The following is a 15,116-nucleotide window of genomic DNA, read 5'->3' on the forward strand; positions in this document are numbered from 1 at the left end:
ACAGTAGGGGAAATGATTAAATGCTGAGTTAAAGTAAAAGCTGATTGTGGTAAGCCTGATAATGATTTTAAGTCAGAAAGATTGGCTAGGTGAGTATAAGTAAATAGTAGCCTATAGAGCAGCGTCTAAAAAATTTTACAGTTAATTATAATAAGCTCAGCAAATATTTGAATAGGTTGTGAATTTATAAGAAGAATTAAATAGGTTTATCAAACAGAAAATGCCTAAACTCATTAAAATTGCACAAAAATTGAAAGCTGCACTAGGACTAGGGTTTAGCATAACAAGTGAAGCTGAATCCTTAACTTATACAGAAATTAAGGATTTTTAAGTATCTATTCCTCATCATCAAACTGATTATAATATTCAGGAGAAAGATTACTAAAACGGGTATATTGGCCTTCAAAAGCTAGACGTACACTGCCAATTGGACCGTTACGTTGCTTGCCAATAATAATTTCAGCCGTGCCCGCTTCTTTGGATTCTTTGTTATATACTTCATCGCGATAAATAAACATAATCAAATCGGCATCTTGTTCAATTGCACCGGATTCGCGTAAGTCTGACATTACCGGACGTTTATTAGGTCGGTTTTCCAAAGAACGGTTAAGCTGTGACAGGGCAATAACCGGGCACTGCATTTCTTTAGCTAAAGCTTTTAAGCTTCGCGAAATTTCGGAAATCTCGCCGACACGGTTATCTCCCATGCCTGGAACTTTCATCAGTTGTAAATAATCGACCATGATACAGCCAAGTTTACCACCATGCTGTTTAGCAATTCGGCGTGCTCGTGCCCGTAATTCCGTTGGAGGCAGGGCAGAGGAGTCATCTATATACAAATGCTTTTCTTGTAACTGTAAAATAGTACCGGTGACTTTAGACCATTCATCCCCATCGAGCTTACCCGAACGTAAATGACCCTGATGCACCTTGCCGTATGATGAAATCAGACGCATAGCAATTGAGTCTGCGGGCATTTCCATAGAAAAAACCAGTGCAGGCAAATTACAGTTAAACAAGACACTTTCGACCAGATTCATGGCAAAAGTAGTTTTACCCATTGAAGGACGAGCTGCAACAATAATCAGGTCACCAGACTGCATGCCGTAAGTCTTATTATCAAGCTCAATGAACCCGGTAGATAAACCTGTCAGGCTTCCTTCAAGTTTAGAAAGTTCATCAAGCTTGGTAATTACTTCAGCCGTAACCGTACTAATCGACTTAGGTCCAGAGTCTTTTTTATTGTTGTTATGCTGCTCGGCAATAGAAAATATATTGGTTTCTGCTAGATCCAGAATCTCACTGACACTGCGACCTTTAGTGTCATAGGCATTTTGCAGAATTTCAGTGCTGATTTTAATCATGTTGCGTAGAGTCGCAAATTCTTTGATTTTAGCAGCGTAAGTTTCTAGGTTATAAAAACTAGATGGCGAATCTGCCATTAATTGCATTAAATACTCTTCACCGCCTACAGCATCAATCAGATTTTGTTTTAGCAGCCAGTCATTGACCAGTACTGCATCATAAGGCGAATTTTCCTGAGCAAGCTTTTCAATAGCCCTAAAAATATATTTATGGCGAGTAGCATAAAAATCATTTTCTTTTAAAACATCACCAACCTGTTCAAAAGATTCAGCAACAGTCATCAGCGCCGCAAGTACAGCCTGTTCAATCGCTAAATTATGCGGAGGCGTACGAAATTCTTTAAGCTGAGCTGTTTCAGTGGCTTTATTTTCCAGTAGTGTGGGATTAAGGATGGCCTTGGCACTTGCCTGTGACATATAAAGTCCTGATTTTTATAAAACAAAAAATGAAGAGATGACTTTCAATTCAGGTTACTTATCTTAATGCAAAACAGCAGAAAAAAACGCTCAAATCGAAAATTCAATTAAAAAAATAAAACTGTAGAATCAATAAAAAATTTAAGAATAAAAAAAGCATGCCAAAGCATGCTCTTTTTACTGCAGAGAATTACTCGGATACGATAGTAACCAGAACTTCAGCAGTTACGTCATGGTGCAACTGAATAGCGATGTTGAATTCACCAGTGTTGCGAAGTGCGCCGTTTGGAAGGCGAACTTCAGCACGGTCAACTTCAAGACCAGCATTAGTCAGTGCATCAGCGATATCACGAGTACCAATAGAACCGAACAGTTTACCTTCATCACCAGCTTTCGCAGTAATTACAATATTAACTTCATTCAGTTGGTCAGCGCGTGCTTGAGCAGCAGCTAAAATATCAGCTTCTTGTTTCTCAAGTTCAGCACGACGAGCTTCAAAAGCAGAAGTGTTAGCTTCAGTTGCAGCAACAGCTTTACCCTGAGGGATAAGGAAGTTACGGCCATAACCTGCTTTTACAGAAACTTTATCGCCTAGCTTACCTAGGTTTTTAATGCGTTGTAATAAGATAACGTCCACAGATCACCTCACTTATGGTTGTCAGTGTAAGGGATCAAAGCCAAATAACGAGCTTGTTTAATAGCAAGCGCTAATTGACGTTGATAACGAGCCTTAGTACCAGTGATACGGCTAGGAACAATCTTGCCGTTTTCAGTGATGTACTGTTTTAAAGTATCGATATCTTTGTAGTCGATGTACGCAACGTTCTCAGCTGTAAAGCGGCAGAACTTGCGACGACGGTAAAAACGTGCCATTGATGTTCTCCTTAAGCTTCAACAGAATCTTGATTGTGTTGTGCTTCTTCACGTTGAGCTTTACGCGCACGTTTTTCTTCAGCACTTTTAGCCAATAAAGACTCTTCAGTGATTGCGTTTTCACGACGGATGATAACATTACGAATAATTGCGTCGTTATAACGGAATAATTCTTCTAATTCATCAAGAGTCGTTTGACCACATTCAACATTCATTAAAATGTAGTGCGCTTTGTGAATCTTGTTAATCGGGTAAGCCAGTTGGCGGCGGCCCCAATCTTCTAAACGGTGAATTTGACCATCAGCTTCTTTGATGTGAGTCAGGTAACGTTCTACCATACCCACAACTTGATCGCTTTGGTCTGGGTGTACCAGAAGTACGATTTCGTAGTGACGCATTGTCAGCTCCTTACGGTTTAAACAGCCCCTGAATTATGGTATCAGAAGCAAGGAGTCTCGATTTCTAGTCGAGCCGCATAAATTGCGAAGCGGCAATTATAGGGAAAAACCAAACCAAAGACAAATGCTTTTCAAGAATAGCGCCAGAAAGTGGGAAACCAAGTACATATCATCTACGAGAGTGGCTTACAGACAACCACTCTGTATTGACTAAAAGATAGGGAAATGAGGAGCAGAGGACACTGAAGTAAAACTGAAGCTCAGGCTGACAATCGTAATCAGAGTAACTGAAAATAAGAAGAAACGCTTTGCCCAGAGCTGGTCATTTTCAGCCTTCAGGCCAATCAGACCAATGTAAAACCAGTAAATGCACAGAAGGTTTAAGATAACCAAATACAGCCAGTTGGTATAGCCATAGATGAATAGGGCATTCATGGCAATACTGAATAGGACGATATAAATCAGGGATTCAATCTTGGTGCGTAGAATAGAACGTGCTACAGGTAAAATAGGAATACCTGCATTTTTATAATCATCAAAACGGTAGATTGCAATTCCCCAGGAATGAGGCATTTGCCAGAATGCATAACCCGCGAAGATGAGTAGGGCGGCCAAGTCAAATTCATTGGTTACTGCTGTATAACCAATTACCGGAGGACTTGCTCCAGAGATACTGCCAATCAGTGTCTGATGGATACTGGTACGTTTGGTCCAGAGACTATAGAAGCCTACATACACCACGAAACCAACCACAGCAAATGCAAAGGCATAAGTGTTCACCCAAAACCATAGTATGCTAAAACCGATTACTCCCAAAACCAGTGCATATAACATGGCAACAGGTACAGAAACAGTTTTTTTTACAAGAGCACGATTTTGAGTGCGTTGCATTTTCTGGTCGATGTCTTGGTCAATGATATTATTGACGACACAACCTGAGGCAACAACAAGCGTTGTACCGATAAGGGTTAAAAAAAGCAAAAGGAAATCTACAGAGCCTTGGGCGGCTAATAAAAAGCCGCCCAAGGTGGTAATGAAATTACCGAAGAGAATTCCTGGTTTGGTCAGGAATAGATACTTTTTCAGCATGACGACCAGTTTAGATCATCATGTTGAAGTGAAGGTAATTCATAATCCATACCGAGCCTACAAGTAAAATTGCAATACATAAGACAGTATAGATAAAAGCAATTACGTTCCAGCGCTGTTCTGAAGAGGCATTCATATGTAAGAAGAATACCAGCTGAACAAGCACCTGTGCAGCAGCAGTAATGGCAATTACAGTAACCAGTAAGCCACGTTCAAATCCACCACTCATCACCATCCCGAATGGGATGATGGTCAGAATTACGGATAGGATAAAGCCGATCGTGTATTGCTTGAAATTACCGTGCGCTGCACCAGCAGAGTTATGATCGTGACTCATTAGAGAACTCCCATTAAGTAAACTACGCTGAATACACAGATCCAAACGATGTCAAGGAAGTGCCAGAACAAGCTTAGGCAAGCCAGACGACGCATATTTGGAAGAGTCAAACCATTTTTCTTGATTTGAATCATCAAAATGATCATCCATACCAGACCTGAAGTTACGTGGATACCGTGCGTACCGACCAGCGTAAAGAACGAGGAAAGGAAAGCACTGGTGGTTGGGCCGTAACCTTCATGAACTAGATGATTGAATTCATATAGTTCCATACCGATGAACGACGCACCAAAAAGCCATGTAACTGCAAGCCAGGCAATAACCTGACCCACATTTTTCTTGTATGAAGCAAGTACAGCAAAACCAAAGGTTACTGAAGAGATCAGAAGGGCGAAGGTTTCAGTTAAAACAAAACCAAGAGAATCGCCAAACAGATCTCCTGCACTTGGAGTACCCGGTGGAACATGACTGCTTAATACAGCGAACGCGATGAAGAGTGTACCGAATAAAATCAAGTCACTCATCAAGTAGGTCCAGAAACCAAAGACAGTGATATCAGTATCATCGTGATGATGATGTTCATCATGTCCATGGTTGTCGTGATGAAGTACTTCAGCCATATCCTTAGTCCTTCTTCAAGTGTTTTTCAAGTAAAGCATAACGTTCATCTTCGATACGCTTAACTTCAGCTGCAGGTACATAGTAGTCCACTTTCTTAGTAAATGAACTCACGATGAAGCTAATAATAGCAGCAGCGAAGGTAATGAATACTAACCACCAGATATGCCAGATCAATGCAAAGCCCATAACTGTAATAAACATTGCAATTACAAAGCCGGCAGCACGGTTAGTTGGCATATGGACATCTTCATAACTCGTTGGACGAGCATATGCCACACCATTCTCTTTGTCTGTCCAGAAACGGTCAATACCGTTACCTTCTGGCAGGTGAGCAAAGTTATAAAATGGAGCAGGAGAAGATGTAGACCATTCAAGTGTACGGGCATCCCAAGGGTCGCCAGTCAAGTCCAGATTGTCATTACGCTGTAAGAAACCAACGATAATTTGCATCAGGAAGCAAGCGATACCGATAGCAATCATGACAGCACCGAACATTGCAATAGTTACATACGGATCCCAGTCTGGATTGTCATATGTGTTCAGACGACGAGTCATACCCATGAAACCTAGGATATAAAGTGGCATGAACGCAAAGTAGAAACCAAAGAACCAGAACCAGAATGCAGCTTTACCCCAAGTTTCATTAAGTTTCCAGCCAAACATTTTTGGCCAGTAATAAATGATACCTGCGAACATTGCAAATACAACACCACCAATAATTACGTTATGGAAGTGAGCGATCAAGAACAGTGAATTGTGAACCAGGAAGTCTGCTGGTGGAACTGCCATCAGTACACCTGTCATACCACCAATACCAAAGGTAACCAGGAAGCCTAGAGTCCATAGCATTGGCGTTGTATAGGTAATGCGGCCCTTGTACATGGTGAACAACCAAGAGAAGATTTTCACACCAGTCGGGATCGCAATAATCATGGTCATGATACCGAAGAACGCGTTAACGTTGGCACCTGCACCCATGGTAAAGAAGTGGTGAACCCATACAACAAAAGACAGTACGGTAATTGCTACAGTTGCATACACCATCGATTTATAGCCGAATAGTGCTTTGCGGCAGAATGTTGCAACAACTTCCGAGTAAATACCAAATGCTGGCAGTACCAAGATGTATACTTCTGGGTGACCCCAAGTCCAGATCAGGTTCACATATAACATTGGGCTACCACCCATGTCATTAGTGAAGAAATGGAAACCGAAGTAACGGTCCAGAGACAGCATTGCAATGGTTGCAGTCAGTACAGGGAAAGCAGCAATAATCAGTACAGAAGTACATAGTGCAGTCCAGGTAAAGATCGGCATATCCATCAGTTTCATGCCAGGTGCACGCATCTTAATAATAGTAACAAAGAAGTTAACACCAGTAAGAAGCGTACCTAAACCAGAAATCTGGAGTGCCCAGATATAGTAATCTACACCTACGCCAGGCGAGTATTCGATACCTGACAGCGGAGGATAAGCCATCCAGCCTGTAGCGGCGAATTCACCAATTGCCAGCGAAGCCATCATCAAGCCAGCTGCGCCCGCGAAGAGCCAGAAGCTTAAAGAGTTAAGCAGTGGGAAAGCAACGTCTCGTGCACCAATTTGTAGAGGTACGGAGATATTCATCAAGCCTACAACTAGACCCATCGCTACGAAGAAGATCATGATCACGCCATGCGCGGTGAAAATCTGGTCGTAGTGCTCCGGATGCAAATAACCTTCACCACCACCTCTAGCGAGGAACTGCTGAAGACGCATCATGATTGCATCGGCAAAGCCACGCAGCAGCATGACAACAGACACGATGATATACATGATACCAATTTTTTTATGGTCTACTGATGTGAACCATTCGTTCCACAGGTAGCCCCATTTTTTGAAATAGGTTAGTCCTACGACAAGCGCCAGACCACCTAGTACCATCAATGCAACTGTAACCAACACGATTGGATCGTGCGGAATTGCATCAAAACCAAGCTTACCAAACATGTCTTATTCCTCTACAGAAGCAGTCGCATGTTCAACATTTGCATGAGATGCACCAGTATGCTCGGCACCCGCTTGCGCTGAGTGGTCTGCACCGTGGTAGTTGCTCATGTATTTGTTAATCACTGATTCGAACAATTTAGGCTCAACTGAAGAATAGTAAGTCACAGGATGTGGCTTAGTCGGGTAAGTACCCTCAGCTTCAAGTTTTGCCGCTTCCGCTTTCTCTTCTGGAGTTACAGCACGTGCAACAATCGATTCAATTTGATGTTTTGCCCGATTACCATCACGTAAGGTTGCAAATTCAGCTTGGTCTAGAATACCTTTTTGAATTGCTTCTGGATTTACAGAAGTACCATTACCTGCTTTAACCGCGGCAACCCACTGATCAAACTCTGGTCGAGTGACACTGTATGCCAAGAAACGCATTTGCGAGAAACCGTAACCTGAGTAGTTGGCAGAGAAACCGCGGTATACACCAGTTTCTTCAGCTAATACATTCAGATGAGTCTGCATTCCCGCCATTGCATAGATCTGACCTGCTAACTGCGGAATGAAGAATGAGTTCATTGTAAAGTTAGACGTCAGGCGGAAGCTTACTGGTGTATCTACTGGAAAGCGTAATTCATTTACTGTTGCAATATTCTGCTCTGGATAAATGAACACCCATTTGAACTGTTCTGCAATCACTTGCACGTTCAATGGCGCTTGCTCAGATTCTATAGGACGGTATGGGTCATACTTGTGTGAACCCACCCAAGTCAACCAAGCTAGAATACCAATAATAATAACAGGGATACCCCAAACTACAACTTCAATCGTAGTAGAGTGCGCCCATGTAGGTTTATAGTCTGCATCTTTATTTGACGCGTGATATTTCCAACCAAACCATAAAGCCATGATGATTGATGGAATCACCACAAGCAACATCAGATAGATTGCTGTCATCATCAGGTTACTTTGACCTGCAGCAACTGGACCTTTAGAGTTTAGAAGTACTAGATCACCACCACACCCGGTTAGGAGTACGGCAAGCGTTGATAAAGACAATACAGCTAAAATTGTTTGTCTCATTTTACAACCTCGGTGAAGAGTCCCATTACTAAATAAATATGGGATAGCGATTAAAGTGCCGCATCAGTTAAACAACAGCTTCTGGATTGAAGAAATCATTTTTTACCGGGCACCGCTACGTTGTAGGGCATTATGCCTTATATCAACAAACTAAGCTACACATAAAGTGGCTTTAAATTACTGTAAAGAAAACTGATTTTTTTGGTCGGGATTGGTTTTTTCGTATTAAAAAATCAATATTTTCAAAGTGGTGAAAAATTAAAAGGGTAAATCCATTTACCCCTGTGAATGACTACTTAGTACGTTTAATAACCTTGGTTTTGGCGATCATATCATGTAAGGTTTGTCTTTTTTGTCCTAAAGCAAATAAAGCATCAATAATTGCAATAAAGGGCACTACTGTCAGTGTAAGCAAGATTACCAGGACACTTCTCAATAAAAAAACACGGGTTAAATTTACTTTACCAGAAGTATTAGCGTCTACAATCTGGATATTAGCCAACTTTTTACCAATACTTTGGCCTGTCCGGGCCAGTAACACAGCCTGGATCACAAGCATAATAAACATATACACCAGCATTGCCTGCCATGCTTCAGCTGGAATAAGTGCAAGAAACTGGTTTTGAAGGTCTATAGCCTTCGTTGTGCTATCTGCAGACTGCATTTGTGTCTGAATGCGTGTGAGCTCAGACATCTGGGTAGGGGTAAGGAAAAAAGAAGGTATGGCTGCTATAGGTAGCCATAACATGAGATCAATTACTTTTGCCAGTATTCTTGAGCCGATTGAAGCCTGCTTCTCTGCGACCTTAGGTTTATTTTGTACATGAGTTTTCTGGATCACAGGATTATTAAAAACAGGCTGGGCTGGAGAAGACTGGTAGCCTGCCGGCTCATAACTCAGTTTTCCCTGTGTAAGTTCACCTAATGCTTTCCATTCGGTCATACCTTCATGCCAAGCTAAGTCAGTCAACAAAACCTGCTGACTGGCAAGCATCTGATTGACTTGTTCTAGAGTATACGGGCCTGCCTGTTGATTATTTCTAGCCAAATAAATCTGCATAAATTTTGAATCTCGAATACCTGAAATAAATGAAACAAAAAAGAAAAATATACACTCAAACTTTTCTGCATATATTTAAAGACATCATTAAATATCTTTAATTCATCTGCTTTATAACATATTGCTCTAAATAACTAGTCAAATTTGTCTGTAAACAGGGGAATACGCAGATTTTAAAAGTGAAGTAGCTGTAATCTTTTTATATTAAACCACATTGGAGGAACTTGGAAATCTTAAATATGAGATAGCTGAAAGCTTAAATTTGACTAAGCGGAAGCAGCTTAAAGTAGAGTGAGGCAAAACAGATTATAACTAAAAAAATTAAGCCTGATGGATCAGGAATAATGACTTTTAAGAATATATTAGTATTTTATATAAGTGCAGCTAAACATCTTAAAGCTTATACAAAATATTTTAAAAAGCCATATTTTATCAAATGGATAAGTTAAAGAGGATGGAGTCTATAACAAGGCAGGCTAGTGTTTCTGGCAGTAAACGATAAAAATATTTTAATTTCCGTATGTGAACACCAACGGCAGCTTAGAAACCAAAAAGTCTAATTGCAAAATAAACCGGGATTATAATTATCTAATAATCCCGATTTAATCTGATTGTGATTAATTATGCAGCCTAGTTTGCTAGTCTGAAATAAGAATAGCTGACATTTTTATCTTTATAGACATCATAACTTTTTTGTTTAAAGTCAGAAACCCAACTGTTACCGCTATAGCCAGCTATATGACCATATTGATGTTTTTGGGTACGATGAATTATATAAATATCACCTTCTTTAGGATGGTCAAAAGAGGGTTTAATTTCACGATAACCCAGAGAAAGCAAAGTATTTCCCCAGTCTGAAGCTGCAACAGGATGAGACTGTATTTTGGCACCAGCAGATTGCAATGCAACTCGAATACTTTTAGCGCATTTACTGGTACTGGATTGACGAGTAATACTCTTTAATTTATTGGTGAAAGTATCAAGGTCAAAATAATCTGAAACCATACCTCGGACACCACCGAATGGACCTGAGTGGGGAGTAGAAGACTCTACAATAACCTGTGGCTGAGGCGTAGAATGTAAATAAGACGTATCAGAAAGAGAATAATCGTAAAGCATTTAGAACATAAGATAACTTAAGACGGCAGTATAAATAACACAATTATCTTATAAATAACACGAATGTAATATTTTGAAATATTATTACATTACAGTTAATCAAAGTTTTCTATTTTTAAAGGGAAGAAGCCAAACTAGAAATCTTGATGTAAATTAGATTGAAAATTAACTTTCTAGTATCCTATTGAATCTTGTAAGAATGACTATTTTCCGGATATAAATAAAATTTTTGGTTAAAATGTGAGCTTTTGTGATGAGTTGTTATATAAATTACTTGTTGTTTTAGAGGTGTAAATGTAAACTTCGTCACAGTTAAAGAACTTTTAAGTTTATTGCCCATACTCAATGTATGGGTATTTTTTTTGAAAGTTGAATGAGTGGGTTTAAATTTTAATTTTTAAAGAAAGAACATGATTAAGTAGTCATTTTTATTTGATCTAAACTTTTAATATAGTGAAAATTATGGAAAGAATTCATACAGAACAGTCACTAAGCCTTTACCTGACAGAGTCTTATAAGGGCGTAACTAAGACTAATTTGAACATCCTGCCGGGTAGCCAAGAAGGTTTTTCGCTCAATGAACTGTATGAAAAATCTAAAAAATTCGAGGACGAACTTAAAGCTGAAGAGAATGAAGTAGTAAAGTTCCAAAAGAAAATGATCATTTTAATCTGGGCTTTTGAGGGTGTAAATAATTCTGTGTAAATACAGTTTTAAAAATACTTGGTTACACGCTCTTCAAACATGATACTAAAGCGATTCATGGCAGCTTTCCAATTCTGAATAGGCATCGTCCATTTTTTGCTTGCTGCCATAATTGCTAAATATACCACCTTTTTCACGGAATCATCAGTTGGGAAGATTTTTCTTTTCTTGGTTGCATGGCGGATAACGCTGTTCAATGATTCAATCGCATTGGTCGTGTAAATCGCTTTGCGAATATCCATAGAGTAAGCGAAAAACGTGTTTAGATTCGACCAGTTGGCAAGCCATGACTTGCTGATTTGAGGATACTTCTCATCCCATTTTTGTCCAAATTCATCTAAAGCCTGTAAGGCTGCGTCTTCTGTAACAGCTTGATATATCTTTTTTAAATCGGCTGTGACAGCTTTGTAGTCTTTCCAACTCACATATTTAAGATTGTTGCGTACCATGTGAATGATACACAACTGAATATGCGTATCAGGGTAAATTGTATTAATCGCATCAGGAAACCCTTTCAATCCATCTACGCAGGCAATCAGAATATCCTTTAAACCACGATTTTTCAGTTCTGTAAGCACTGAGAGCCAAAATTTAGAACCCTCGTTTTCTGACATCCACATACCTAATAGGTCTTTCTGTCCGTCTGTATTGACACCTAATGCCAGATATACCGCTTTGTTAATAATCGTACTATCTTGACGCACTTTCACGACGATACAATCCATATAGACAATAGGATAAAGGGCATCCAATGGTCTATTTTGCCATTCTATTACTTGTTCTTTAACTGCATCCGTCACTTTGGAAATAAGCGTTGGGGAGACGTCCGCATCGTACATTTCCTTGAATGTGGCAACAATATCTCGTGTCGTCATGCCTTTGGCGTATAGGGATAGGATTTGGCTATCCATTTGTGTGATACGGGTTTGACTCTTCTTGATCAACTGGGGCTCAAAAGTGCCATCACGATCTCTAGGCGTGTCTAGTTCAAATTCACCATCATCAGTAAATAGCCGTTTAGTTGTATAGCCATTACGTGTATTTTTGCCTATACGAGGGCTATTCTTCTCATAGCCTAAATGTTCAGTCAGTTCAGCATTGAGTGCAGTTTCAACGGTGAGTTTCTTTAAAGCTTTACTGAAATTATTCAGGTCAGCTTCTGTTTTTAAGTTCTTAGCAAATTCTTTTGCCAATGCCAGCATTGCTTCATCTTTCATGGTAAACACCTGTGTTGCCCCCAACAGCGTTGAGGGATAGTTTAAGCGTTTACACAGTTTTATTTACAGTCTCGGGCTTTTTTCATCATCATCGGGCTTCTTGTGACGTTAAGCTATTAGATTAAAAATTATAAATAATTGTAGAAATTCATAACTTTCATTAAAGTAATTTTAAAATATCATCACAGTTTGATTGTCTGTCTCTATAAAGTTGCGTCCAGAAAAAGTAAGCAATTTCTACCTATCTAAATTATTTATTTACTTTTAATAAGACTGCTTAAACTGGTGTTAATTGTAATAAAAAAGGCCCTGTTGGGCCTTTTTTATTACATATATTTAATTAAGACTGTTTAATTTTTTCTTCAGCAAGAAAGAACCAGGTATCCAAAACAGAGTCCGGATTAAGTGAAACCGACTCGATACCCTGTTCCATTAACCATTTCGCCAGATCTGGATGGTCGGAAGGGCCCTGACCACAAATCCCTACATATTTGCCTGCTTTACGACAAGCATGAATAGCCATAGACAATAGGGCTTTAACTGCTGGGTCACGTTCATCAAACAGGTGGGAAACAATACCAGAGTCACGGTCTAGACCAAGAGTAAGCTGTGTTAAATCATTAGAACCGATAGAGAAGCCATCAAAATGTTCAAGGAACTGCTCAGCCAAAAGTGCATTGGTTGGTAATTCACACATCATGATTACTTTAAGGCCATTCTCGCCACGTTTAAGTCCATTCTGAGCTAGTAGTTCAATAACACGTTTTGCTTCAGTAACAGTGCGTACGAATGGAATCATGATCTGGATGTTAGTCAGACCCATTTCATTACGTGCTTTTTTAAGTGCACGGCATTCCAGCTCAAAACAGTCACGGAAGTTGTCAGAAACATAGCGGCTTGCACCACGGAAGCCCAGCATCGGGTTTTCTTCTTCCGGTTCATATAATTTGCCACCAATCAGGTTGGCATATTCATTTGACTTGAAGTCGGACATACGGACAATAACAGGCTTGTCTGCAAATGCAGCTGCAAGTGTTGCAATTCCTTCGACCAGTTTTTCTATATAGAATTCAACTGGAGAAGAATAGCCTGCTGTGCGTGCCATAACTGCTGCGCGGGTTTCACGTGGCAGGCTGTCGATATTAAGCAGGGCTTTAGGGTGCACACCAATCATGCGGTTAATGATAAACTCTAGGCGAGCAAGACCAATTCCTTCATTTGGCATTTGTGCAAAATCAAAGGCACGGTCTGGGTTACCCACATTCATCATAATCTTGAATGGAAGCTTCGGCATAGATTCGATTGAGTTACGCTGGACTTCAAAGTCGAGTGCACCTTCATAGATGAAGCCAGTATCACCTTCAGCACATGAGACGGTAACTTCCTGACCATCTGCCAGTACTTCAGTCGCATTACCGCAACCTACAATGGCAGGAACACCAAGTTCACGTGCAATAATTGCTGCGTGACAGGTACGCCCACCACGGTTGGTAATAATGGCAGCAGCACGTTTCATGACTGGTTCCCAGTCAGGATCGGTCATATCTGATACCAGAACATCGCCTTCTTGCACTTTGTCCATTTCTTTTATGGAAGTTACAATACGAACTTTACCTGAACCGATACGCTGGCCAATAGAGCGGCCTTCACAGATCACGCTACCACGCTGTTTTAGCAGATAACGTTCCATTGTGCCCACATCTTGACGACTTTTTACGGTTTCAGGACGTGCCTGAACAATATAAAGCTGGCCATCATCGCCATCTTTTGCCCATTCAATATCCATTGGTGAGCCATAATGCTCTTCAATGATAAGGGCCTGTTTAGCCAGTTCATGTAATTCATGATCATTCAGTGCAAACTGCTGGCGTTCCTGTTTTTCAACATCAACCACAACCACTGACTTACCAGCAGAACCTTCATCACCATAAATCATTTTCTGGTGCTTGGAGCCAAGGTTACGACGTAAGACTGCATGCTTGCCGCCTGTCAATAAAGGTTTAGACAGATAAAATTCATCAGGGTTTACTGCACCCTGAACAACCATTTCGCCTAATCCATAAGAAGCAGTGATAAATACAATATCACGGAAACCAGATTCGGTATCAAGTGTAAACATTACACCTGCAGCACCTGTCTCTGAGCGAACCATACGTTGAATACCAGCAGAGAGCGCAACTAAGCTGTGTTCAAAACCTTGGTGCACACGATAAGCAATGGCGCGATCATTAAAGAGAGAAGCGAAAACTTCCTTGATAGCAATCAGCACATTGTCAATACCACGAATATTCAGGAAGGTTTCCTGCTGGCCTGCAAATGATGCATCTGGTAAATCTTCAGCAGTCGCAGAAGAACGAACGGCAACCGCGATATCAGGGTTGCCGTTTGAGAGAGCTGCAAAAGCTTCACGAACTTCTTTTTCTAATTCTGCAGTAAGTGGAGTGTCAACAATCCATTGACGAATTTTAGCTCCGGTTTCGGCCAGCGCATTAACATCATCAACATTTAATTGAGCAAGTTCAGCTTGAATCTTAGCGTTCAGGCCGCTCTGTTCGAGAAATTCACGATAGGCAGCAGCAGTTGTAGCAAAACCACCAGGTACCGATACACCAGCATTGGATAAATGGCTGATCATTTCACCCAAAGATGAGTTTTTCCCACCCACGAGTTCAACGTCGTGTTTCCCTAGTTTTTCCAGACCGATTACGCGCGCTTCCAAAGTTGTTACTCCACTTTTGCTGTATTAATCACTATCTTGGCATGAAATTATCTTAAAGCGCTTAGGTTTTTGATTTTACTAAGCGACAGTCATGTAAGATCGGTTTACTATAAAGATTATATAGTACTAAGACAAATGTT

General features: G+C 40.4%; 14 protein-coding genes. 1 reads left to right on the forward strand and 13 read right to left on the reverse strand.

Annotated elements, in window-relative coordinates:
- Positions 1-335: 335 nt before the first annotated feature.
- The 11 genes from dnaB to ACRAD_RS05205 form a co-directional block, all read right to left on the reverse strand.
- The gene (gene dnaB / locus ACRAD_RS05155; protein ID WP_005014838.1) at positions 336-1,781 is read right to left on the reverse strand and encodes a replicative DNA helicase; all 1,446 of its coding nucleotides are present in this window, start codon (positions 1,779-1,781) and stop codon (positions 336-338) included.
- A gap of 190 nt (positions 1,782-1,971) precedes the next feature.
- Positions 1,972-2,418, reverse strand: coding sequence for a 50S ribosomal protein L9 (rplI, locus tag ACRAD_RS05160; RefSeq protein ID WP_005014836.1), 447 nt, complete (start codon positions 2,416-2,418; stop codon positions 1,972-1,974).
- A gap of 8 nt (positions 2,419-2,426) precedes the next feature.
- Positions 2,427-2,654: a 30S ribosomal protein S18 gene (gene rpsR / locus ACRAD_RS05165; protein ID WP_004928375.1), complete on the reverse strand. Its 228-nt coding sequence runs from the start codon at positions 2,652-2,654 to the stop codon at positions 2,427-2,429.
- Between the two features lie 11 nt (positions 2,655-2,665).
- The gene (rpsF, locus tag ACRAD_RS05170) at positions 2,666-3,052 is read right to left on the reverse strand and encodes a 30S ribosomal protein S6 (RefSeq protein ID WP_005014834.1); all 387 of its coding nucleotides are present in this window, start codon (positions 3,050-3,052) and stop codon (positions 2,666-2,668) included.
- 210 nt (positions 3,053-3,262) lie between these two features.
- Positions 3,263-4,141, reverse strand: a complete 879-nt coding sequence (gene cyoE, locus ACRAD_RS05175; RefSeq protein WP_005025450.1) for a heme o synthase — start codon at positions 4,139-4,141, stop codon at positions 3,263-3,265.
- A 10-nt stretch (positions 4,142-4,151) separates the two neighbouring features.
- Positions 4,152-4,478 (reverse strand): cytochrome o ubiquinol oxidase subunit IV, encoded by a 327-nt coding sequence (gene cyoD / locus ACRAD_RS05180; protein WP_005014830.1) that lies wholly within the window; start codon positions 4,476-4,478, stop codon positions 4,152-4,154.
- Entirely contained in the window at positions 4,478-5,098 is a 621-nt protein-coding gene (gene cyoC / locus ACRAD_RS05185; protein ID WP_005014829.1) for a cytochrome o ubiquinol oxidase subunit III, read from the reverse strand. The genes cyoD and cyoC overlap by 1 nt, the downstream gene beginning before the upstream one ends.
- Positions 5,099-5,102: 4 nt before the next feature.
- Entirely contained in the window at positions 5,103-7,085 is a 1,983-nt protein-coding gene (gene cyoB, locus ACRAD_RS05190) for a cytochrome o ubiquinol oxidase subunit I (RefSeq protein WP_005014828.1), read from the reverse strand.
- 3 nt (positions 7,086-7,088) lie between these two features.
- Positions 7,089-8,156, reverse strand: coding sequence for a ubiquinol oxidase subunit II (gene cyoA / locus ACRAD_RS05195; protein ID WP_005025454.1), 1,068 nt, complete (start codon positions 8,154-8,156; stop codon positions 7,089-7,091).
- Between the two features lie 292 nt (positions 8,157-8,448).
- Complete coding sequence (locus tag ACRAD_RS05200) at positions 8,449-9,216, reverse strand: RDD family protein (protein WP_005025456.1); 768 nt, start codon at positions 9,214-9,216, stop codon at positions 8,449-8,451.
- Positions 9,217-9,846: 630 nt separating this feature from the next.
- Positions 9,847-10,335: a hypothetical protein gene (locus ACRAD_RS05205; protein WP_005025458.1), complete on the reverse strand. Its 489-nt coding sequence runs from the start codon at positions 10,333-10,335 to the stop codon at positions 9,847-9,849.
- 462 nt (positions 10,336-10,797) lie between these two features.
- Here ACRAD_RS05205 and ACRAD_RS05210 point away from each other — a divergent pair, with 462 nt between their 5' ends.
- The gene (locus ACRAD_RS05210) at positions 10,798-11,040 is read left to right on the forward strand and encodes a hypothetical protein (protein ID WP_005025460.1); all 243 of its coding nucleotides are present in this window, start codon (positions 10,798-10,800) and stop codon (positions 11,038-11,040) included.
- Positions 11,041-11,048: 8 nt separating this feature from the next.
- Here ACRAD_RS05210 and ACRAD_RS05215 read toward each other — a convergent pair whose 3' ends face one another.
- Both ACRAD_RS05215 and ppsA read right to left on the reverse strand, forming a co-directional pair.
- The gene (locus ACRAD_RS05215; protein WP_004672268.1) at positions 11,049-12,257 is read right to left on the reverse strand and encodes an IS256 family transposase; all 1,209 of its coding nucleotides are present in this window, start codon (positions 12,255-12,257) and stop codon (positions 11,049-11,051) included.
- Between the two features lie 340 nt (positions 12,258-12,597).
- The gene (gene ppsA / locus ACRAD_RS05220) at positions 12,598-14,976 is read right to left on the reverse strand and encodes a phosphoenolpyruvate synthase (RefSeq protein WP_005025463.1); all 2,379 of its coding nucleotides are present in this window, start codon (positions 14,974-14,976) and stop codon (positions 12,598-12,600) included.
- Positions 14,977-15,116: the final 140 nt, after the last annotated feature.

Source organism: Acinetobacter radioresistens DSM 6976 = NBRC 102413 = CIP 103788 (assembly GCF_006757745.1).
In the GTDB taxonomy this organism is placed as follows: domain Bacteria; phylum Pseudomonadota; class Gammaproteobacteria; order Pseudomonadales; family Moraxellaceae; genus Acinetobacter; species Acinetobacter radioresistens.